Below are 18,781 nucleotides of genomic sequence, written 5' to 3' on the forward strand. Positions count from 1 at the left end.
GACGCCTGGCGTCCCGTTTTTTGTTTTCAGCCGCCGAGGCGGGGTGTAAGCCACTCCAGATACTGTTTGCGCAGCTTCTGGTGCTCATTGGCCAGATGGTGTCGCGCCTTGGGCAGGTAGAGCATGTCCGGCGCCGCAAACTTGCTTTCCAGCACCTTGATGTTGTGCTGCCAGTCCACGGTGCCGTCGTCCTGCCCCTGGATAATCAGCGGCCGATGAGCGACGCTGCTGGCACTTTCGATTCGCGGAATCCACTGCTCCAGCGCCTGGACCCAGGCGACTGGCAACACTTGCGGCTGCAACGGATCGTGGGTGCGAATGAAATCGAGAAAAGCCTGATCACTGGAATTGTCGGTGAATTTGCGCCCCAGCTGCTGCACAAAACCGCCCAACAAGCGCAGCCCCATCTGCGAAAAGCCCCACTGCCGCGGACGCACCAAGGGCGCCATGAGAATGGTCTCACCCAACTCCTGCGGCAGCGGTCCGTGCAACAGGCGGTCGATCAGAATAGCGCCGCCGGTGCTCTGGCCCAGCATGTGCCAAGGCGCGGGCAACTCCCATAACATGGCCTGCTCCAGCACCCCATCCAGCACTTTCTGGTAGCGCAGAAAGCAATCGATGCTGGCGCGCTCGCCGCTCGACAGACCGTGCCCGGGCAAATCAAAGGCGAGCACCGCAAACTGCTGCTGCAACGCCCATTCGATCAGGTGCCGATACAGCCCCATGTGGTCGTAGTAGCCGTGCAGGATCAACAAGGTGCCGCGCGCCACCGGAGGCTTCCAGATCTGCACCGCGACGCTGAAGCCGTCCACCTCGATTCGCCCCAGGTGCTGCGCCGAGCGTTCGCTGAAGTCGATCCCGTAATAGCCCGCATAGCGACGGGCAGCCGCATCCACCGCTCGCCCCGGCTCAAGGCCCGGCAACTGATCGACAAATGAGGTGAGAAAGGCCTGGTCCATTCAGTGTCCAGTAAGAAAAGAGGTGTGCGGGCGGCAGCAAGCGCTCTGGCGCCCGCACGGCCACACAGAATTCCACGTTATGCGCATGATTTGCAACCGATCATCGTGTAACATGCTGCCTCTCCAAATTCCACGTCCTGATGCGCAAAGCGCGCAGGTTGTCAGCAGAGTGAGGGTTTCCCAATGACAGATCGCGTCCAAGTTGGCAGTTTGCAAGTTGCCAAGGTTCTCCACGACTTCATCAACCAACAAGCCATTCCGGGCACCGGCGTTGACGTCAATGCCTTCTGGACCGGCTTTGAAGCCCTGATCAACGACCTGGCACCAAAGAACAAGGCTCTGCTGGCCAAGCGTGACGACTTCCAGGCGCAAATCGATGCCTGGCACAAAGCGCATCAAGGTCAGCCCCATGACGCGGCCGCCTACAAAACCTTCCTGCAGCAAATCGGCTACCTGTTGCCCGAGCCGGAAGACTTCCAGGCCACCACCGAAAACGTTGACGAAGAAATCGCCGTCATGGCCGGCCCACAGCTGGTCGTACCAGTAATGAACGCGCGCTTTGCCCTGAACGCCGCCAATGCCCGTTGGGGCTCGCTGTACGACGCCCTGTACGGCACCGATGCGATTTCCGAAGACGGTGGCGCGAGCAAAGGCCCTGGCTACAACGAGATCCGTGGCAACAAGGTCATCGCCTTCGCCCGTGACTTCCTCAATCAGGCAGCCCCGCTGGCGAATGGTTCCCACGTTGATTCAACGGCTTACACCGTCAAGGACGGCCAGCTGAGCGTAGCCCTGAACGACGGCAGCAGCACCGGCCTGAAAGACCCTGCGCAGTTCATCGGTTTCACCGGTGCTGCCGATGCTCCCACTGGCGTGCTGCTCAAGCACAACGGGCTGCACTTTGAAATCCAGATCGATGCCACCAGCAATGTCGGCCAGACCGACGCCGCCGGGGTGAAAGACGTGCTGATGGAGTCCGCGCTGACCACCATCATGGACTGCGAAGATTCCATTGCCGCGGTGGATGCCGACGACAAGACCGTGGTCTACAGCAACTGGCTCGGCCTGATGAAGGGCGATCTGGCGGAAACCGTCAGCAAGGGCGGCAGCAGCTTCACCCGCACCATGAACCCGGACCGTGAGTACACCAAGGCCGACGGCTCCAGCCTGACCCTGCACGGTCGTTCACTGCTGTTCGTGCGCAACGTTGGCCACCTGATGACCAACAACGCCATTCTCGACAAGAACGGCAATGAAGTGCCTGAAGGCATCATGGACGGCGTGGTGACCAGCCTGATCGCCATGCACAACCTGAACGGCAACACCAGCCGCAAGAACACCCGCACCGGCTCGGTTTACATCGTTAAGCCAAAGATGCACGGCCCCGAAGAAGTGGCCTTCACCACCGAAATCTTCGGTCGCGTCGAAGACCTGCTTGGCTTGACCCGCAACACGTTGAAAGTCGGCATCATGGACGAAGAACGTCGCACTACCGTCAACCTGAAAGCCTGCATCAAGGCCGCCAGCGAGCGCGTGGTGTTCATCAACACCGGCTTCCTTGACCGTACCGGCGATGAGATCCACACCTCCATGGAAGCCGGCGCCTTCATTCGCAAGGGTGAAATCAAGGGTGCGGTCTGGATTGGTGCCTACGAGAACAACAACGTCGATATCGGTCTGGCGACCGGCCTCAAGGGCCGCGCGCAGATCGGTAAAGGCATGTGGGCCATGCCCGACCTGATGGCCGCCATGCTGGAGCAGAAGATCGGTCACCCGATGGCCGGTGCCAACACTGCCTGGGTTCCCTCGCCAACTGCCGCTACCCTGCACGCCCTGCACTACCACAAGGTCAACGTGGCAGATCGTCAGGACGAACTGGCCAAGCGTACCCCGGCCTCGGTCGACGATATCCTGACCATCCCGCTGGCCGCCAGCACCGACTGGTCCAAGGCAGATGTGCAGCAGGAACTGGACAACAACGCCCAGGGCATCCTCGGCTACGTTGTCCGCTGGATCGACCACGGCGTGGGCTGCTCCAAGGTACCGGACATCAACGATGTAGGCCTGATGGAAGACCGCGCTACCCTGCGAATTTCCAGCCAGCACATCGCCAACTGGCTGCGCCACGGCATCTGCAGCGAAGAGCAGGTGATGGAAACCATGAAGCGCATGGCCGCCGTAGTAGACCGTCAGAACGAGAACGACCCGGCGTACAAGCCGATGGCGCCCAACTTTGACGACAGCGTCGCCTTCCAGGCCGCGGTTGAGCTGTGCGTTGAGGGCACCAAGCAGCCCAACGGTTATACCGAGCCGGTTCTGCACCGCCGTCGCCGCGAGTTCAAGGCCAAGTTTGGTCTCTAAGCCTCGCTGCTGTACCAGAAACCCGGCCTAGTGCCGGGTTTTTTGTCTGCCCGGAAATGAGTCTGCGAAGGAATGGATTCGGCGCAGCGATGTCAACCTCTATGCAGCCAAACGCAGCGGCCGCAACCGGGTAGTTTGCTGAGAACCCGCGACGCTATCCGGCGCATTCGCACATCCAATTGAGGGAGCATCCGGCATGAAATACATCTTTGAGGTTCAGATCAACGAAGGGTATCGAGCAGAGGACTATGCCGACGCCTGGGTGCGCGCCAGCAAACTGATTCAACAGGCGCCAGGTGCGCAGGGTACCGAATTGCACCGCAAGATAGGCGACCCTCGCACCTTGATAGCCATTGCCCATTGGGATAGCAAGGCCAACCGCGACGCCATGGAAGGGCAGCCCAACCCGGAGATTGCAGAGATCATCAAGGGCGCCTCCCGCTACTGCAGTATCCGCCTGATCGGTGAATTCGACGAACCGGAATGGCGCGTAATGCCGCAGGCCAACTAGCCGCTGGGCACGCTCGCATCGCCTGCCAGGGTTCAGCCAGTGCGTGCGTCCGCCTCATTCTTGCGGTGGCCACGCAAATTGAGCATGAACAGCCCCAACTGCAGCGCAATCAGCGCATAAGCTTCCGCGTGCCAACCCCAGATAACCCAGAGCACGTTGCTGAGGATAAAAACGCAAAATCCCCAATTTCGCTTGCGCCGCGTTTGCGACCCTACCAGCCAGGCGGCAATCAGGGTAGTCAGCATGGCTGGCCATTGCAGTAGATCGATCAAGGTTTGCATATCCATACCCGATGGACACAGGCGCCACCCGCTTGTTCCGCACACCAGCGGCAGTGCGCCATAGTGGGCGTAGGCGCCGGCAGGGATTAGACTGGCTGCCCACTTCCACTTCACAGGGCGAGGCGCCGATGAAAGCCGCAGTCGTGAACGATACCAACCAGCCACCACAGTATCTTGAGTTTGCCGAGCCGCAGGCACAGCCGGGCGAGGTCATGGTCACTGTGCGCAGCGCTGCATTGAGTCAACTGGTGCGCGCCCAGGCCTCTGGCAAACACTATTCCAGCCCCAAGCCACCCTTTGTGCCTGGCGCTGACGGCGTGGGCGTACTCGACAATGGCGAGCGTGTGTACTTCGCCTTTCCGCGTAACCCGGTGGGGGCCATGGCCGAGCGAGTGGCGGTCAGCGCCGATTGTGTGGTGGCCATTCCGGAGGGCATTGATGACCTCACCGCGGCGGCCATCGCCAATCCTGGCATGTCGTCCTGGGCTGCACTGATTGAGCGCGCCAGCTTCGAGCCCGGTGAAGCGGTATTGATCAACGGCGCGACCGGTGCCTCCGGCCGGCTGGCAATACAGATCGCGCGTCACCTGGGCGCCGGGCGTATTGTGGTGACCGGCCGCAACCCGGCCACCGAATCCGAGCTGCTGGCACTCGGCGCCGACCGCTTCATCCCCCTGCAGCAGGATGAGCAGGCGCTGGCCGCACAGCTGCGCGCCGAAATCGACACGGGCATTGATATCGTGCTGGATTACCTCTGGGGGCCGTCAGCCGTCGCCATCATGCGCGCCGCTGACAGCCATGCGCCGGGGCAAGCAGCGCGACGCGTGCGCTTCGTGAACCTCGGCTCGCTCGGCGGCGCCAGTATGGATTTGCCGGCCGGCGCCCTGCGCAGCAGTGGGCTGGAGTTGCTGGGCAGTGGCCTGGGCAGCGTCTCCAACGCCGCGCTGGTGCGTTGCGTTGGTCAGCTGTTGCAGGCGGTTTCGACCGCTGGCCTGCAGGTGGCGACGGTGGCGCGATCGCTTGCCCAGGTCAGTAGCGCCTGGGTAGACGACAGCCCGCACGAGCGCATCGTGTTCATCCCCTAAACGCGGACTGCCTTGACCGCCTCCAGCCATTCGCTGTGCAGCGCGTAGCACTCTGTCTCCAGGCCCTGTTGCTGTAGTGCCTGGAGCAGTTGCTCGCGCTCTGCCACCAGATCTTCCAAGGCGCTGCTGTTGCCATCCAGACGGTGCATCTCCAGCAGACCAAGATGATAAAAGCGCAGCAGCTGCATGGCTGCGGGGTTATTGCTGGCAACACCGGCCTTGACCTGGTGCATGACGTTGGTGACTCGCATCAGACTGCGCTTGAGCCTCCAACCATATACTGCAGGCTCCATCACCGCGCGCTGCCACAGCCCAAAGCGCACGATCACCACCGTCAGCGCCAATCCCAGCAAAACGCCGGTCAGGTTCCAGCGAAAATTACTCCCGTCGGGCTGCCCCAGCAGCGCCACCAGCAGGCTGGACATCAGCATGGCCAGCACCGCGAACAACACCAGCACCAGTACGGTGCTCTTGCGCGTTTGCTGCCGGTAGATCACCGGGTCGCGCTGCTCAATCTTGAATAGTATCGCCATAGCTTGCTTACCCCTGTTTACCTTGCGACTGCTGCGCCGCAGTGTACGCAGTCTCTGCACAGAAAGGCAGACGTGCGCGGTGGCAGAGCGCCATGCAGGCTATACTGCAACCGGAGGCGCGACCTGCCAGACCCGCGCACTCACCCGGTTCCACAACAACGGTAAATACATGCCTGCACCTTCGACCTGCAATCCGATGCCACGCTTGCTCGCCCCTGCCCTGATCACCCTGCTGCTCAGCGCCTGCGCCAGCCAGCAAAACGCCAATGACGCCACCACTACCGGGATCGCCAACAGCCTGATCAGCGGTGAGCTGGAGCACGGCCACTACCGCGCCGCCGATGACAGCTTCGCAGTGGACACCCCGTTCCGCCCCGGCAGCGAAGCCTACGCCAGTATGCATATTGCCGAGTCCTTCGACATCAGCGAAAGCCAGGTGCTGTTCACCTCGTCCGCCGCCCCGGTCGAGGTCTACCGCGTACACCTGTTCAAGGGTAACCTGCCGGCCGAAGGCGAGCTGTACCGCCAGGCGACAGCGCAGTATTTCCAGCTGTTTGAGGAGCGCTACGGCACCACGCTGGAGCCTATCACCCTGCAGGACCATCAGATCAGCGGTGTCAGCGCCACCAGCGCCACCTTCGGCCAATACATCCCGGCGCGCAGCGCGCTAGGCATGAGCGCCGATGCCGTGGATATCTGGCACAGCTACTACTATCTGGAGCGCGGCGACAACGCTGCTTTCATCTGGATCAATCGCCCGCAACCCGATCAGCCGGGCGCGACAGCCGGCGCCGAAGAACGCATCGATGCCTTCATCAACTCCTTTGAACTGACCAGCAAGCCGCTGCGTTGAGTTTTTGCGAGGGGCGTCTCAGGGCTGCTTGACGTGAATCGATATACTGCCCGGCCATTCAGGAAAGGACTTCCCGATGCCGGTTTTCAGAGCGCTCCTCGCCCGCCTACCCAAACTCGATGTCAGCAGCGGATTGTTGCTGTTCGGTTTTATCTTTGTCGTCTTCGGCGCCGCTCTGGCCATCAGCCTTGGCGGCAGTATGCTCTGGCGTTATCAAGCCAGCGCCGATTGGCAGCCAGTACCCGCAGAACTCAGCCAGCTTGAATTCCTTCGAGCGCCTAACCAGGCCAAAAATTGGCAGGTAACCGGCCAATACAGCTATGCGTTTGGCGGCAGGAGCTACCGTAGCCAACAGCTGGGATTGAGCGAAGGCCCCGACAGCTTCGAGCACTACTGGCAGCAACTTTATACCGACCTGCAACGCCAGCAGGAAGCTGGCCGACTGCAAGCCTGGGTAAACCCGGCAGATCCCGAGCAGGCTCTGCTCACGCGCCAGCTGCACCTGCCGTTGCTGGGGTTTAGCGGCTACCTGGGCGGTATGATTCTGCTGCTGGGCGCGGGCATCATGTGGCTGGGGGTTCGCGCCCGAACCGATATCACCCTGGAGGTGATAGCTCGCCAGGGCATTTCCAGCGGCACGCGAGAAGGCGCCGATTATCTGAGCTGGTTTGGCGGCCTGTTCACCCTCGCCTGCCTGCCACTGGTGTTCTCCTTGCCGGCTGCGGTGGCCGAAGGCAAGCGTGTGCTACTGGTTCTGCTGGTGTTGCCCTTAATCGGCATTATCTCGCTCTGCGCAGGACTGCGCGCAAGGCAGCGCTACAACCAGATCGGCGCCACGCGACTGTTTCCTGATCCGCTGCCAGGCTATGCCGGCGGGCAGGTAGGTGGATACTTCCGCTTGACCCAAGGTGAATGGCTTGAGCCGCCGCGTTGCACACTGAGCTGCGTGCATGTCTACCACGTGTACAGCCTATCTTCCGATCACAACGGCGGGCGAGAAAGGGAAACTCGGCGCGTGCCGCTCTGGCAACAGCAAACGCAGGCCTACTGCCGCCCATCAGCGAAGGGCATCGACACACACTTTGTTTTCGACGTACCCGCGCACCTCCCAGCTACCGGCGATCATCCGCAAGCCGAGGGCACAATTGAATGGGAGGTTGTTTGCGAAGGACTGGTCATACAGGCAGATCGCAGTAACAGTCCAGCTACCCGCGCCACGCTAGCCGGTGCTCCAGAGCATGAGTTTCAGTTTGAGCGCCCCTGGCGGCTCCCGGTAGAAGCCGGTAGCGGGCGGGCACGACGCGCCGTCGTGCAACCGCAACGCGCGCAGCCAAACGCTGCCACCTCGCGGCAAGCCGCCAGCCCTGCGACCGCTCAGCCCGTCATTGAGCGAACCACCAAGGGGCTGCACATCAAAGGTAAACGCGAGATGGAAACCCTGATGGTCATCGGGTTATGGATCCTGGGGCTGACCTTCTCGGCCCTCGGCGCAGGCCTGTTGTATCTGGCGTTGAACGGCCAGGTTCTGTTGTGGCTACTTGGCCCGCCATTACTGCTGATCGGCCTCGCGGTGCTGCTGCTCGCGCTGATCTGGCCAGGCCTCAACGTCTCCAGCCTGGTCTCACCCGGACAGATATGCGCAACCCGCAAGTGGTACTTTCTACCGCTGCGGCGACGCTGCATTGCCGTGCATTCCCGCGATCAGCTGGAGCTGCAGCACAGCATGACCAGCGTTGATAATCAGACCACAACCCAGAGTTTCAAGCTGCTGCTGCGTTCAGGCAACCAGCCCATCGCGCTGACCGGTCACATCGCCGGCCGTGAAGCGGCCGACGCGCTGTGCAAACAGGTGCTGGATCAACTGTTTCCGGGACCACAGCCTACTCTCCCTTTGTAGCGCGCAGAGCAACAGGATAAGATTCGCCTACGCGAATTCGAGTCCCGCGGCCAGCCGCTGCCAAGTGCTCGAAGCCAGGCTCCGGTTCAGGCCGCCTGCACGCACCTTCATTCAGTTTCCCGCCAGGCACGCCCACCACTAGCGTGCCAAGGCCAGCACTAATTACCAGGATTGCCAGTATGACCCGTTCGTTACCTCCGCTTATTTTGACTCTCTGCCTTGCCGTGATTCAGGGTTGCGCCACTTACACCACCCCGGCCGGTGGCGTGAACATTCCGTCACTGGGCGATGGCGACATCGCCGAGCTGATGGCCGTGGAGCCTGCCGCCACCTTCCCCGCGCGTATCGCGGTCGCGCGAATCCAATCGTCAGGTTACAGCTCCAGAACCAACGACAGCTATGGCAGCGGCCGCTACAGCGTGGTCACCACCCGCGATATGGAAGACGAAAGCGACTTTGCCAAGCTCGCCGAGATGCAGCTGGTCGCCGGTGTGGCGCCGGTCGGTCGCCTGCTGCTGCCGGAACAACTCGACAGCATCAAGGATCTGCGCCTGTCCGCTGCGCGCCTCAAGGCCGACATGCTGTTGCTCTACTCGGTGGATACCGCGTTCCATGTCGAGGGCAAGGCGCTCGGTCCGCTGACCGCCATCACCCTGGGCTTTCTGCCCAGCAAACAGGCGTTTGTCTCCTCGACGACCTCGGGCGTGCTGGTGGATGTGCGCACTGGATACATTTATGGCGTAGCCGAGGCTACCGAGCGCAACGAACAACGCACCACTGTCTGGGACAGCGCCGATGCGGTCGACCGCGCGCGGGTGCAAGCCGAGGCGGCCAGCTTCAAGCGCTTTGTCGGCGAAGTCGGCACCCTGTGGGGCCAGACCGTAGAGCAGTACGCCGTCAGCGAGCCCGAGCCGCAGCCGGTTACGCCGCCGCAACCACCACAGCCCAAGCCCGCCATACCGGCCACTCTGGAGCCCTCCGGCAGCCAGGAGACCTATACGTTCTAAGGCAATCCGCCGCCGCGGCGGCGGATGCATTATTTCGCCACTACATTTCGCCACTGCGACTACAGTCCGTTACACTCAGGGAAAGCGCACTTTCCTGCCGCGCGGCAATCTGGAAGCTTGACTGCGGATGACCAACACCACGACGCTACGGATCTGGCTCGAAGCACGCTGCCAAGCTGGCTGGCGCTGGCTGCTCGGCTGCCTGCTGCTGCTGTTGAGTCTGAACGCCAGCGCCTTTGAAGTGCCCCCCGCCGAAAGAATCAACCTCTCCGCCCAACTGGCGACCTACCGGCAGCCGGGCCAACCAATCAACCTAGAGGCTGCCCAGCAGGCTTATCGGTCCGGCGCGTTCACCGCCCCCAGCCACCGGGCGACCGCCAGCAACTTTGGCCTCACCTCAGACCAGATCTGGCTGCGCGTCGAACTCGATACCCCGACGGCCCTGCCGCCGCGCTGGCTGCTCGAAGTCGCCCACGCCTCGCTGGACAAGATAGACCTCTACCTCGTGCGTGAGGGCGAGCCAACACGGCACCAACACTCGGGCGATCAGATCAGTTTTGATCAGAAGCCCATCAGGCACCGCCATCATATCTTCGAGCTACAGCTGGAGCCGAACGCGCACTATGTGCTGTATCTTGCTGTCAGCTCCGCTGGCACGCTGGCGGCGCCAGTCATCCTTTGGCAGCCTGACGCCCTGTGGCAGAACGACCAATTCAGCTACTCCATGCTCAGTGTCTACTACGGCATGCTGTTGGCGCTGCTGATCTACAACCTGTTTCTGTACCTGTCGCTGCGCGACCCGCTGTACCTAGTCTACGTCGCGTTTATAAGCTGTCTGGCTCTTGGGCAAGCTGGCCTGTCGGGGCTGGTGGGGCAGTTCATCTGGCCGCACAACGCCCTGTTGACGGATCTTGCGCCCACCGGCTCGGTCTCACTGGCCGGTTTCTTTGGCGCCCTTTTCGTACAGCGCTTTCTTGCCGACACACCTCGTCGCCTGCGTTTGCAGTGGCTGATGCCGCTGATCAGCGCTGCCTACGCGCTGACCTTCCTATGCACGGTGTTCTGGTCTTATCACCTGGGCGCCATCGCGGTGAACCTGATATCACTGTTGTTCGCCGCCAGCGCCTTCTTCCTCGGCGCGGTTAGCTTGTATCTGCGTGAACCGGGCGCACGCTTTTTCGTCCTCGCCTGGGTGTCCTTCCTGACCGGGGTCACCATCATTTCATTGCATAACCTGGGTTTGTTGCCCTCCAACCCGCTGACCGCCAACGCGCTGGCCATCGGCTCCGGGCTGGAAATGCTGCTGCTCTCGCTGGCGCTGGCCGACCGTATCAACGACATCCAGCGCGCGCGCGACCACGCCCAGGCGCAGGCGCTGCAGATTCGCCAGCAGATGCTGGAGACCGTCCGCGAGAGTGAGCGCCTGCTGGAAGCGCGCGTGGTTGACCGCACGCTGGAGCTGGAACAGGCCAATCAACAGCTGGTGCAGAGCCAGCAATTACTGGAGCAGCAGGCCAAACACGACCCACTCACCGGCCTGGCCAACCGCTCGCTGCTGAACGAGCGATTGATCGAAGCCCAGGCGCGCGCAGACCGGCAGCAGAAAAGCTTCGTGCTGATGGTCGCCGACCTCGACAGATTCAAGTGCATCAACGACCAGTTTGGCCACGCGGCGGGCGACGAGGTGCTGATCGAAATCGCCAACCGGCTGCGCGCGGTGGTGCGCAGCAGCGATGTGGTTGCCCGCATGGGCGGAGATGAATTTGTGCTGGTGCTGGAGTCACTGCACAACTCGCAGGATGTCACGACCCTGCGGCGCAAGATCCAGCAGGCCGTCTGTGCGCCCATACTGCTCAGCAGCGGCGATACCGTGCAGGTCGGCGTCAGTATCGGCGCGGCCTTCTACCCAGAGGAAGCCGCCAGTGCCAACCTGCTGCTAAATCAGGCAGACAAGGCCATGTATGCCGAAAAACCGCCCGCCTGAGCGACGCCGGGCAGGTCTTACGGCGCTCCCTGTCGCGGCGTTTCTGGCGCTGCTGTGGTGTTGTGCCGGCGCCGCTACAGTACCTCGCGACTGTGTGATCTTGCTGCATGGGCTGGCCCGCACCAGCGACTCCATGGCCAGCATGCAGGCAGCGCTTGAGCAGGCCGGTTATCAGGTGGTCAATCTCGACTATCCCTCCCGCCACTATACCGTCGATCAGCTCGGCGAGCTGGCCGTGCCTCCCGCCATCGAGGCCTGTCCCACCGATAGCCAACTGCACTTTGTCAGCCATTCACTGGGCGGCATCGTGCTGCGCCACTACCTGCAGCAACACCCGTTGCCGCGCCTGGGCAACGTGGTAATGCTGGGGCCGCCAAACCAGGGTAGCGAGATAGTCGACACCCTGCGTGAAGTGCCCGGCTTCGCCTGGCTCAACGGGCCGGCTGGCCTCGAGCTGGGCACCACAGAGCAGGATCTGCCCGGTCAACTGGAACAGCCGGATTTCAGCCTCGGCATCATTGCCGGCACCCAGAGTATCAACCTGCTGCTATCTACCCTGTTGCCCAACCCGGATGACGGCAAGGTTTCGGTAGAGAGCACCAAGGTGGCAGGCATGGCCGACCACATCAGCCTGCCGGTTACCCACCCACTGATGATGCGCGATGAGCAGGTCATAACGCAGACCCTGCACTTTCTGCGCTACGGGCACTTTGTGCATCCGCCGACGGCCTTGCATGGGGAGCAGAATCAGCACCGCTGATACACCGGCACCGGGGCCTGATAGCATGGCCTACCTCACTCCTGGAAGGCCGCACCCACTGCATGCTGATCGACACCCTGACCGACCTTGCCCTGATGCTGCTCAGCATCGTCCTGTTGTATTTGAGCCTGTTCAGCTATGCCCGGCGGCGTCAGCCACATTGGCACCGCTCGCTGCAGGAGCGCAGGGCCGTGATCGTGCTGTTGCTGACGCTCGTGGTGGTGGCGATCAGAGTGAGCAAGGCGGTGTTGGGTGGGCATACCAGCGAATTTGATATCGCCCTGCTGGAGTACATTCACCAGCACACTTCAGCCGCCGCCGTCAGCGCTTTCAGCTGGATTACGCTGACCGGGTCGTCGCGGTTTCTTACCCCGCTTGGTGTGCTGCTCTGCGCTGCCCTGCTGTTGGCACGTCAGTACCGCGAAGCCCTGCTGCTGCCGCTGTCGATGATCAGCGCCGCGCTACTGGTTTACGCCATCAAACTGGCCGTGGCGCGCGAGCGACCGGCGTTGTGGGCTACCGACTGGTACTGGGGTTACAGCTTCCCCAGCGGACACACCATGGGCACCGCCGCCTGTGCCACCGCGCTGGCGCTTTGCGCCGCCCAGCTCTGGCCGGCCAGCCGTCGCTATGCACTGTGCTTGGCGGGAGTGTGGATAGGCCTGGTCGCCGCTTCTCGCCTGGTGTTGGGCGTGCACTGGCCAACCGACGTGCTGGTGGCGGCGTGCCTAGGCATTGTGCTGCCCATACTGATTCGGTTGACCGCAGGTACCGTCAAACCAGCTGCCGCCCGGACGGAAAACTCCTGACAGCGGCGCACCGGATCTGAACACACGGCGAGGGCACCCACCGTCGTGTTATTTCAGGCCGCAGGTGGCTAAGCCAGTTCCGCCAGCTCAACCCGGTTGCGGCCACCCGCCTTGGCGCGATATAGCGCGCGATCGGCCTCCGCCAGCAGGCTATCCAGCTCGTTCAGCGGGGCCTGCGCATGCCACGCCAGACCAATGCTGACGGTCACACGCAGGGTCTGATTCTCTGCCACCGGGGTGTCCTGACGTGCGACCTCGCTGAGCATGCGCTCTGCCAGACCGAGGGCGCTGTCGCGGTTGATACCCTCAAGGATCACCGCAAACTCCTCGCCCCCGGTACGGCCAAAGACATCGTTCTTGCGCAGGGTTGCGTCTATGGTCTGGGCAAACCTGCGCAATACCTCGTCGCCCGCAGCATGCCCGTAACGGTCGTTGACCGATTTGAAATGGTCGATATCCAGCACCATCACGGCCACCGGCGCGCGGGCACTGTTGGCACTGCCCAGCAGATGCTGACCCCGAGCGAAAAAGCCGCCGCGGTCCAGCACCGCTGTCAGGTGGTCATGATTGGCGAGGTACTCAAACCGCTGCAGCAATTCGTTCCGGGCACTGTTGATACAGGCCACCGTCAGGGGGCCCAGGGCAACCAGCGCTATACCCAGGCGGGCGGAGATAATCACATCCAGGCTGGCTTCCGACTGTTCCAGTCCTTGCAGATCACCGCTGATGGTCGACATCAGCACCAGGCTGGTGGCGGCGGTGAAAAAGACCGTGGCCCGGGTCGAGTAGTGCAGCGCACACCAGAGCAGCGCCGGCACCGGGATGCCAATCGAGCCGGGGCCATTCAGTATCACGGCCATGAGCACTGACACCATAAGTGCCAAAGCAGGTAGTGCATGGCCAAGCCTATCCTGACCCACCGCCCTGCCTGGGCTGACACGGCGCTCGGCACGCGTCAGCATCATCGGCAGAATCACAATGCCGTTGACCAGTTCGGAGGTAAACCAGAACCCCGCCATATGCCACAGGCCACTGGCAAACCACTCCGGTGCGCACCAGCGCACCAACGTCATCCCCGACAGCATGCTGAAAAAAGCTGCGGCGATGCATACCAGCAGCAGTTGCAACACCGAGGCCGGGGTCGCCAGCGCAGGAGGCTCGGGTGCGAACAGGCGGTACAACAGCACGCCAGCCGCCACAAAGACCAGATTGGTCAGCGCCAATGCAAAAGCCAGCAGCGGCTCGCCACCGGTCAACAGATCCGGGGCCATGTACGCCAGCAGAGCCAGCAGCCACCCCGCCGGGTGTTGCAAGCGCGGTACCCGTAACATCAGCCCAAGCAATAATGCATTGGCAGGCCAGAGCGCCGCGAGAAATCCGTAGGGCCGGGTGAGGATACCGAACAGCGAGGCGCCAAATACCAGCAACATCATCAGCGTCAAACTGATCAGTAGCTGGTGACGTTTGCTCCGGCCCGCCAGAATCCGTGTCATTGCGCTTTTGCTATAGATCGTCATTACTACCCCTGCTCCACCCCCCTTGCTGCCTTTACATTCAAGCACACCCCCGTCAGCGAACCACAACGGCGGCAAAACAGGACGTGGCGCAAGAGAACAACTAAAATGCCATCATAAGCGCCGCATTCTACCGGACCCAGCGTCCCAGCGCTGCGCTAAGACTCTTGCCACCAGCGGACCTCAGGTTATGCATAACACGCCCCAGCCGGCACCACCGACCAATGCACTGGACTTGCTGCTGGACGCGGTTTGCATGGTCAATGCCGAGGGCACCTTCGTACACGTTAGCGCCGCCAGCGAGCGAGTGTTCGGCTATCCTGCCGCCGAACTGGTCGGCCGCAGAGTGCTCGACCTCGTTCACCCTGACGACGTAGCCATTACCAAAGCGACGGCAGATCGAGTATTGCGGGGCGAACAGGTAACCCACTTCACCAACCGCTACCGACGCAAGAACGGCCAGTTTGCCCACATCATGTGGTCAGCCCGTTGGTCGGAGCAGGATCAGCTGCGCATTGCCGTGGCCCGCGACATCACCGCACAAAAGCGCGCCGAAAGCATGCGCGAGGCGGTGTACGCCATTTCCGAGGCGGCCAGTTCCGGCGACGACCTGACGCTGCTCTTCCGGCAGATCCATCAGATCGTGCAGCGTTTATTGCCCGTGCGGCTGTTCAGTATTGCGCTGTACAACCACGAATCAGGGCAGCTGGATTTCCCCTATTGCCAGCCGGAAAACCAGGCCGACGAAGCCGCCCTCCCGTCACCGACCAGCTTGAGCCAGCGCATTCTGCATAGCGGCCAGCCACTGCTGCTGGTGCCGCCGCAGCCCGATCATAACAATGCCCCGGCCGCTGCCGAGAACTGGCTTGGCGTGCCCTTGCAGGTGCAAAACACGCTGTTTGGTGCCGTGCTGTTACGCGGGGATGCGGCAGGCCCGTACTACAACAGCGAGGACCTTGAGCTATTGCAGTACGTCTCCGCACAGATTGCCGCCGCCATTCAGCGGGCGCAGTTGCAGGCACGCCTGCAATTCCAGTCGCACTACGACCATCTGACCGGCCTGCCCAATCGCGCCCTATTGATGGACCGGTTGAATGTTGCCTTGGCCCGCGCCCAGCGCGAAGAGCAAGGTCTGGCATTGCTTTATCTCGACCTGGACAACTTCAAGCAGGTGAACGACAGCCTTGGCCACGACGTTGGCGACCTGCTGCTGCAGCAAGCCTCGAGGCGCCTGAGCGACTGTGTGCGCGACTGCGACACGGTTGCCCGCATGGGCGGCGATGAATTTGTCATATTACTGGAGAGTGTGCAGAGCGAAGCTGCTAGTGCCATAGTCGCAGGCAAGATCTGCACCGCGCTGCGCCAACCCTTCCAGGTCGGCCTACATCAGCTGCACAGCAACGTCAGCGTGGGCGTTGCACTCTTCCCTCAGCATGCCGACGACGCTCATCATTTGCTGCGCCAGGCAGATCAAGCCATGTATCGCGCCAAGCAGGAGGGCGGCAGCAGCACTCGTACCGCCCAGTGCAGCGCGCCCCAGGCCAGCCCCCAACCCAGCGCCTGATATACCACCCCGCGCCAACCGTCAGAACTCTGCAGGGAACCATCCGCCCGGCAGCCCACCTAACATGAGACAGCAGCCGGGCTTGTCCCCCGCATCGGCCCGCTGCCTCCAGCTAGCCCATACCACCATCAGGGTAACGGAATGCCGCAAACCACTACCGCCGCACCTGCAACCCCCTCCTTGCCCTTACTGCGCGGGAACGAGACCTTCTACATCGTGCTCAACACCGGCTCAGGCAAACATCAGGGCAACGAGGTGGAAGACAGCATCAGCAGTGTGCTGAGTGCAGCCGGGCGCGAGTTCAAACTGATCAAGGTGAATGGCGGCGAAGGCCTGATCGAAGCAGCCAGGCAGGCAGTGGCGCTGGCAAAAGCCAACCAGGGCGTGGTGGTTGCGGCTGGCGGCGATGGCACCCTGAACGCAGTGAGCAATGTGGTACTGGGCACCGGCTTGCCGTTCGCCATTCTGCCGCAGGGCACCTTCAACTATTTTGGCCGCACCTACGGTGTTTCCCAGGATACCGAGACCGCTACCCGCTGCCTGCTGGACGCGGTCATCGAGCCGGTGCAGGTCGGTATGCTCAACGACAAGGTATTTTTGGTTAACGCCAGCCTGGGGCTGTATCCAACCCTGCTGGAGGATCGCGAGGCTTACAAACAGCGCTACGGTCGCAGCCGTTGGGTGGCGCTCTGGTCTGCGATGGTGACCTTGTTTCGTGCCCATCGAAAACTGTCGGTTACGCTGGATTTTGAGGGCAACACACGCAAGCTGCGGACCCAGACCATTGTCGTCGGCAATAACGCCCTGCAGCTCGAACACATTGGCGTGCACAAGGAAGTCGAACTACAGCGCGACCACCTGGTCGCCATGACTGCCAAGCCGCTGAGTACCCTGGCCCTCTATGGGCTGGTCGCCAGAGGGTTGCTCAGCCGCATGGGTGAGGCAGACAACCTGATCAGCTTTGGCTTCAAGAAAATGACCGTACGCCTGGGCCCGGCCCGGCGCCGTATCAAGGTCGCCATGGACGGGGAGATTTTCTGGCTGCGCGCACCGCTGGAGTTTCGCGTACCCGAGACAGCCCTGCCCTTACTGGTGCCCCGCGACGACAGCCAACGGGAGCGCGCATGACGTGTTTACTGCATATCTCCGACCCGCATTTCGGTACCGAGCAATCCGGCGTTCCCGCCGCGCTACTGCGCCTGGCGCAGCAACATCGGCCGGAACATGTTCTGCTCAGCGGCGACATCACCCAACGCGCGCGGCCGAGCCAGTTTGCCGCCGCCCGCGCCTTTGTCGACCAGCTCCCGGCGCCGGTACTGACGGTGCCCGGCAACCATGACATACCGCTGATCATCCACCTGTTTACCCGCCTGTTTCACCCTTACCGCAACTATACCCGCGAGTTTGGCAGCGATCTGGAACCGGTGCTGGAGACCGAGCAACTGCTGGTGGTCGGCGTCAACTCCACCAAGCCGGCGCGCCACAAAAACGGCGAGGTTACCGAGCAGCAGATCGCCCGCGTCGCCGCGCGACTCAAGCAAGCCAAGCCGGGACAGCTGCGCATCGTGATGCAGCATCACCCGGTTCGCGCGATTGAGGAGTCCGACCAGTCGAACCTGCTGATTGGCCGGGCGCAGGCGATACCCGAATGGGTCGATGCCGGTATGGATCTGTTGCTGGCCGGGCATATTCACCTGCCTTACATTCGCCCGCTGAGCGGCAAGCACAGCCCACGCACCGGCTGGACAGCGCAGGCGGGCACCGCGGTGTCGCAGCGCGTACGCGGCAGCATTCCCAATTCGGTCAATCTGATTCGCCATGAATGCCACCAGGGCCTGCACGAGTGCAGCGTAGAACGCTGGGACTACGACGCCGAGCAGGATGCCTTTGCACTGTTCAGCGAGACCGATCTGGCGCTGCACCGGAGCGATTGACCCTTGCGCCTGTTCCGCTCCGGATTCTCCGCGTTTCTCTGCCTGCTGCTGTTGCTCGGCCTGTTTGCGCTGTTGCAGCCCTGGTGGCAGCTGCCGCCCGAATGGGACCCGCGCGAACCACTGCGCCTGGATGACCGCATGACGCCGATTACCCGCTGGAAGTTGCAACGCCTGCAGGACAATCCAGCGCAATGTCTGGCGCTACTGGAAACCGCTGGGGCGCAGGCGCTGCAGCACACGCCCTTGAAAGACTACACACCCGTCGCTGGCTGCCCGCTGAGCAACGTGGTACGCGTGCAACGCACCAGCATCGGCTTCAATGCGCCCTTCACCCTCACCTGTCCGGTCACGGCCAGTTGGCTGATGTTCGAGCGCCAGCGCCTGCAACCGCTCGCCGAACAGCATTTGGGCTCGCCGCTGGCGCGCATCGAGCACTTTGGCACCTTTGCCTGCCGCAACATCTACCACCGCGAAAACGCCCGGCGCAGCGAGCATGCCAGCGCCGCCGCCTTTGACGTCGCCGGCTTTACTACCCGTAGCGGCGTGCAGGTGAGCGTGCTGCGCGACTGGAACAACGAAAAAGCCGCCAATAAATCGCAGTTTCTGCACGAGGCGCACGCCGCCGCCTGCGACTACTTCGGCACCGTGCTGGGCCCGGATTACAACGCGCCGCACGCCAACCATTTTCATCTGGATAACCGTAACTTCGGTTTCTGCCGCTAGGGCAGC

General features: G+C 62.3%; 17 protein-coding genes. 13 read left to right on the forward strand and 4 right to left on the reverse strand.

What is annotated here, in order from left to right; all coding sequences use genetic code 11:
• Positions 1-26 precede the first annotated feature (26 nt).
• Positions 27-959 (reverse strand): phospholipase BipL, encoded by a 933-nt coding sequence (locus BLU26_RS09210; RefSeq protein WP_092285947.1) that lies wholly within the window; start codon positions 957-959, stop codon positions 27-29.
• A gap of 183 nt (positions 960-1,142) precedes the next feature.
• On the opposite strand from BLU26_RS09210, the gene BLU26_RS09215 reads away from it, so the two are divergent.
• Both BLU26_RS09215 and BLU26_RS09220 read left to right on the forward strand, forming a co-directional pair.
• Positions 1,143-3,320, forward strand: a complete 2,178-nt coding sequence (locus BLU26_RS09215; RefSeq protein WP_092285949.1) for a malate synthase G — start codon at positions 1,143-1,145, stop codon at positions 3,318-3,320.
• Positions 3,321-3,516: 196 nt separating this feature from the next.
• Entirely contained in the window at positions 3,517-3,831 is a 315-nt protein-coding gene (locus BLU26_RS09220) for an antibiotic biosynthesis monooxygenase family protein (protein ID WP_092285951.1), read from the forward strand.
• 32 nt (positions 3,832-3,863) lie between these two features.
• Here BLU26_RS09220 and BLU26_RS09225 read toward each other — a convergent pair whose 3' ends face one another.
• On the reverse strand, positions 3,864-4,112 hold the full coding sequence (locus tag BLU26_RS09225; RefSeq protein WP_092288433.1) for a hypothetical protein: 249 nt from the start codon (positions 4,110-4,112) through the stop codon (positions 3,864-3,866).
• A 128-nt stretch (positions 4,113-4,240) separates the two neighbouring features.
• Here BLU26_RS09225 and BLU26_RS09230 point away from each other — a divergent pair, with 128 nt between their 5' ends.
• Positions 4,241-5,197, forward strand: a complete 957-nt coding sequence (locus BLU26_RS09230) for a quinone oxidoreductase family protein (RefSeq protein WP_092285953.1) — start codon at positions 4,241-4,243, stop codon at positions 5,195-5,197.
• On the opposite strand, the gene BLU26_RS09235 is transcribed toward BLU26_RS09230, so the two are convergent.
• The gene (locus BLU26_RS09235; protein ID WP_092285955.1) at positions 5,194-5,730 is read right to left on the reverse strand and encodes a DUF3087 family protein; all 537 of its coding nucleotides are present in this window, start codon (positions 5,728-5,730) and stop codon (positions 5,194-5,196) included. The genes BLU26_RS09230 and BLU26_RS09235 overlap by 4 nt on opposite strands.
• 169 nt (positions 5,731-5,899) lie before the next feature.
• Between BLU26_RS09235 and BLU26_RS09240 the strand changes: the two genes are divergently transcribed.
• From BLU26_RS09240 to BLU26_RS09265, 6 genes are all read left to right on the forward strand, one after another.
• Complete coding sequence (locus BLU26_RS09240; RefSeq protein ID WP_157719340.1) at positions 5,900-6,583, forward strand: hypothetical protein; 684 nt, start codon at positions 5,900-5,902, stop codon at positions 6,581-6,583.
• 76 nt (positions 6,584-6,659) lie between these two features.
• On the forward strand, positions 6,660-8,480 hold the full coding sequence (locus BLU26_RS09245) for a DUF3592 domain-containing protein (protein WP_092285959.1): 1,821 nt from the start codon (positions 6,660-6,662) through the stop codon (positions 8,478-8,480).
• 179 nt (positions 8,481-8,659) lie between these two features.
• Positions 8,660-9,487 (forward strand): hypothetical protein, encoded by an 828-nt coding sequence (locus BLU26_RS09250; protein ID WP_197674474.1) that lies wholly within the window; start codon positions 8,660-8,662, stop codon positions 9,485-9,487.
• A 127-nt stretch (positions 9,488-9,614) separates the two neighbouring features.
• Positions 9,615-11,471 carry a diguanylate cyclase gene (locus BLU26_RS09255; RefSeq protein WP_092285961.1) on the forward strand — a complete coding sequence of 619 codons (1,857 nt, stop codon included), beginning with the start codon at positions 9,615-9,617 and terminating at the stop codon, positions 11,469-11,471.
• 94 nt (positions 11,472-11,565) lie between these two features.
• Positions 11,566-12,231 (forward strand): alpha/beta fold hydrolase, encoded by a 666-nt coding sequence (locus BLU26_RS09260; protein ID WP_197674475.1) that lies wholly within the window; start codon positions 11,566-11,568, stop codon positions 12,229-12,231.
• Positions 12,232-12,293: 62 nt separating this feature from the next.
• Positions 12,294-13,040: a phosphatase PAP2 family protein gene (locus tag BLU26_RS09265; RefSeq protein WP_092285963.1), complete on the forward strand. Its 747-nt coding sequence runs from the start codon at positions 12,294-12,296 to the stop codon at positions 13,038-13,040.
• A 68-nt stretch (positions 13,041-13,108) separates the two neighbouring features.
• On the opposite strand, the gene BLU26_RS09270 is transcribed toward BLU26_RS09265, so the two are convergent.
• On the reverse strand, positions 13,109-14,557 hold the full coding sequence (locus tag BLU26_RS09270) for a GGDEF domain-containing protein (protein WP_092285965.1): 1,449 nt from the start codon (positions 14,555-14,557) through the stop codon (positions 13,109-13,111).
• Between the two features lie 187 nt (positions 14,558-14,744).
• Here BLU26_RS09270 and BLU26_RS09275 point away from each other — a divergent pair, with 187 nt between their 5' ends.
• From BLU26_RS09275 to BLU26_RS09290, 4 genes are all read left to right on the forward strand, one after another.
• A complete protein-coding gene (locus tag BLU26_RS09275; protein WP_092285967.1) occupies positions 14,745-16,118 on the forward strand; it encodes a diguanylate cyclase domain-containing protein in 1,374 nt (457 codons plus the stop codon).
• A gap of 141 nt (positions 16,119-16,259) precedes the next feature.
• Positions 16,260-17,246 carry a diacylglycerol/lipid kinase family protein gene (locus BLU26_RS09280; RefSeq protein ID WP_092285969.1) on the forward strand — a complete coding sequence of 329 codons (987 nt, stop codon included), beginning with the start codon at positions 16,260-16,262 and terminating at the stop codon, positions 17,244-17,246.
• Positions 17,243-18,052, forward strand: a complete 810-nt coding sequence (locus tag BLU26_RS09285) for a metallophosphoesterase family protein (RefSeq protein ID WP_092285971.1) — start codon at positions 17,243-17,245, stop codon at positions 18,050-18,052. The genes BLU26_RS09280 and BLU26_RS09285 overlap by 4 nt, the downstream gene beginning before the upstream one ends.
• 3 nt (positions 18,053-18,055) lie before the next feature.
• On the forward strand, positions 18,056-18,775 hold the full coding sequence (locus tag BLU26_RS09290) for an extensin-like domain-containing protein (protein WP_231701921.1): 720 nt from the start codon (positions 18,056-18,058) through the stop codon (positions 18,773-18,775).
• The last annotated feature ends 6 nt before the right edge of the window (positions 18,776-18,781 follow it).

It is taken from the genome of Halopseudomonas sabulinigri (assembly GCF_900105255.1).
Taxonomy (GTDB): Bacteria; Pseudomonadota; Gammaproteobacteria; order Pseudomonadales; family Pseudomonadaceae; genus Halopseudomonas; species Halopseudomonas sabulinigri.

Coding starts and splice junctions, on each gene's coding strand:
- BLU26_RS09230 (WP_092285953.1), top strand. CDS start 4,241: ATGAAAGCCGCAGTCGTGAACGATACCAACCAGCCACCACAGTATCTT.
- BLU26_RS09245 (WP_092285959.1), top strand. CDS start 6,660: ATGCCGGTTTTCAGAGCGCTCCTCGCCCGCCTACCCAAACTCGATGTC.
- BLU26_RS09215 (WP_092285949.1), top strand. CDS start 1,143: ATGACAGATCGCGTCCAAGTTGGCAGTTTGCAAGTTGCCAAGGTTCTC.
- BLU26_RS09265 (WP_092285963.1), top strand. CDS start 12,294: ATGCTGATCGACACCCTGACCGACCTTGCCCTGATGCTGCTCAGCATC.
- BLU26_RS09220 (WP_092285951.1), top strand. CDS start 3,517: ATGAAATACATCTTTGAGGTTCAGATCAACGAAGGGTATCGAGCAGAG.
- BLU26_RS09235 (WP_092285955.1), bottom strand. CDS start 5,730: ATGGCGATACTATTCAAGATTGAGCAGCGCGACCCGGTGATCTACCGG.
- BLU26_RS09250 (WP_197674474.1), top strand. CDS start 8,660: ATGACCCGTTCGTTACCTCCGCTTATTTTGACTCTCTGCCTTGCCGTG.
- BLU26_RS09255 (WP_092285961.1), top strand. CDS start 9,615: ATGACCAACACCACGACGCTACGGATCTGGCTCGAAGCACGCTGCCAA.
- BLU26_RS09210 (WP_092285947.1), bottom strand. CDS start 959: ATGGACCAGGCCTTTCTCACCTCATTTGTCGATCAGTTGCCGGGCCTT.
- BLU26_RS09280 (WP_092285969.1), top strand. CDS start 16,260: ATGCCGCAAACCACTACCGCCGCACCTGCAACCCCCTCCTTGCCCTTA.
- BLU26_RS09275 (WP_092285967.1), top strand. CDS start 14,745: ATGCATAACACGCCCCAGCCGGCACCACCGACCAATGCACTGGACTTG.
- BLU26_RS09240 (WP_157719340.1), top strand. CDS start 5,900: ATGCCTGCACCTTCGACCTGCAATCCGATGCCACGCTTGCTCGCCCCT.
- BLU26_RS09270 (WP_092285965.1), bottom strand. CDS start 14,557: ATGACGATCTATAGCAAAAGCGCAATGACACGGATTCTGGCGGGCCGG.
- BLU26_RS09285 (WP_092285971.1), top strand. CDS start 17,243: ATGACGTGTTTACTGCATATCTCCGACCCGCATTTCGGTACCGAGCAA.
- BLU26_RS09225 (WP_092288433.1), bottom strand. CDS start 4,112: ATGCAAACCTTGATCGATCTACTGCAATGGCCAGCCATGCTGACTACC.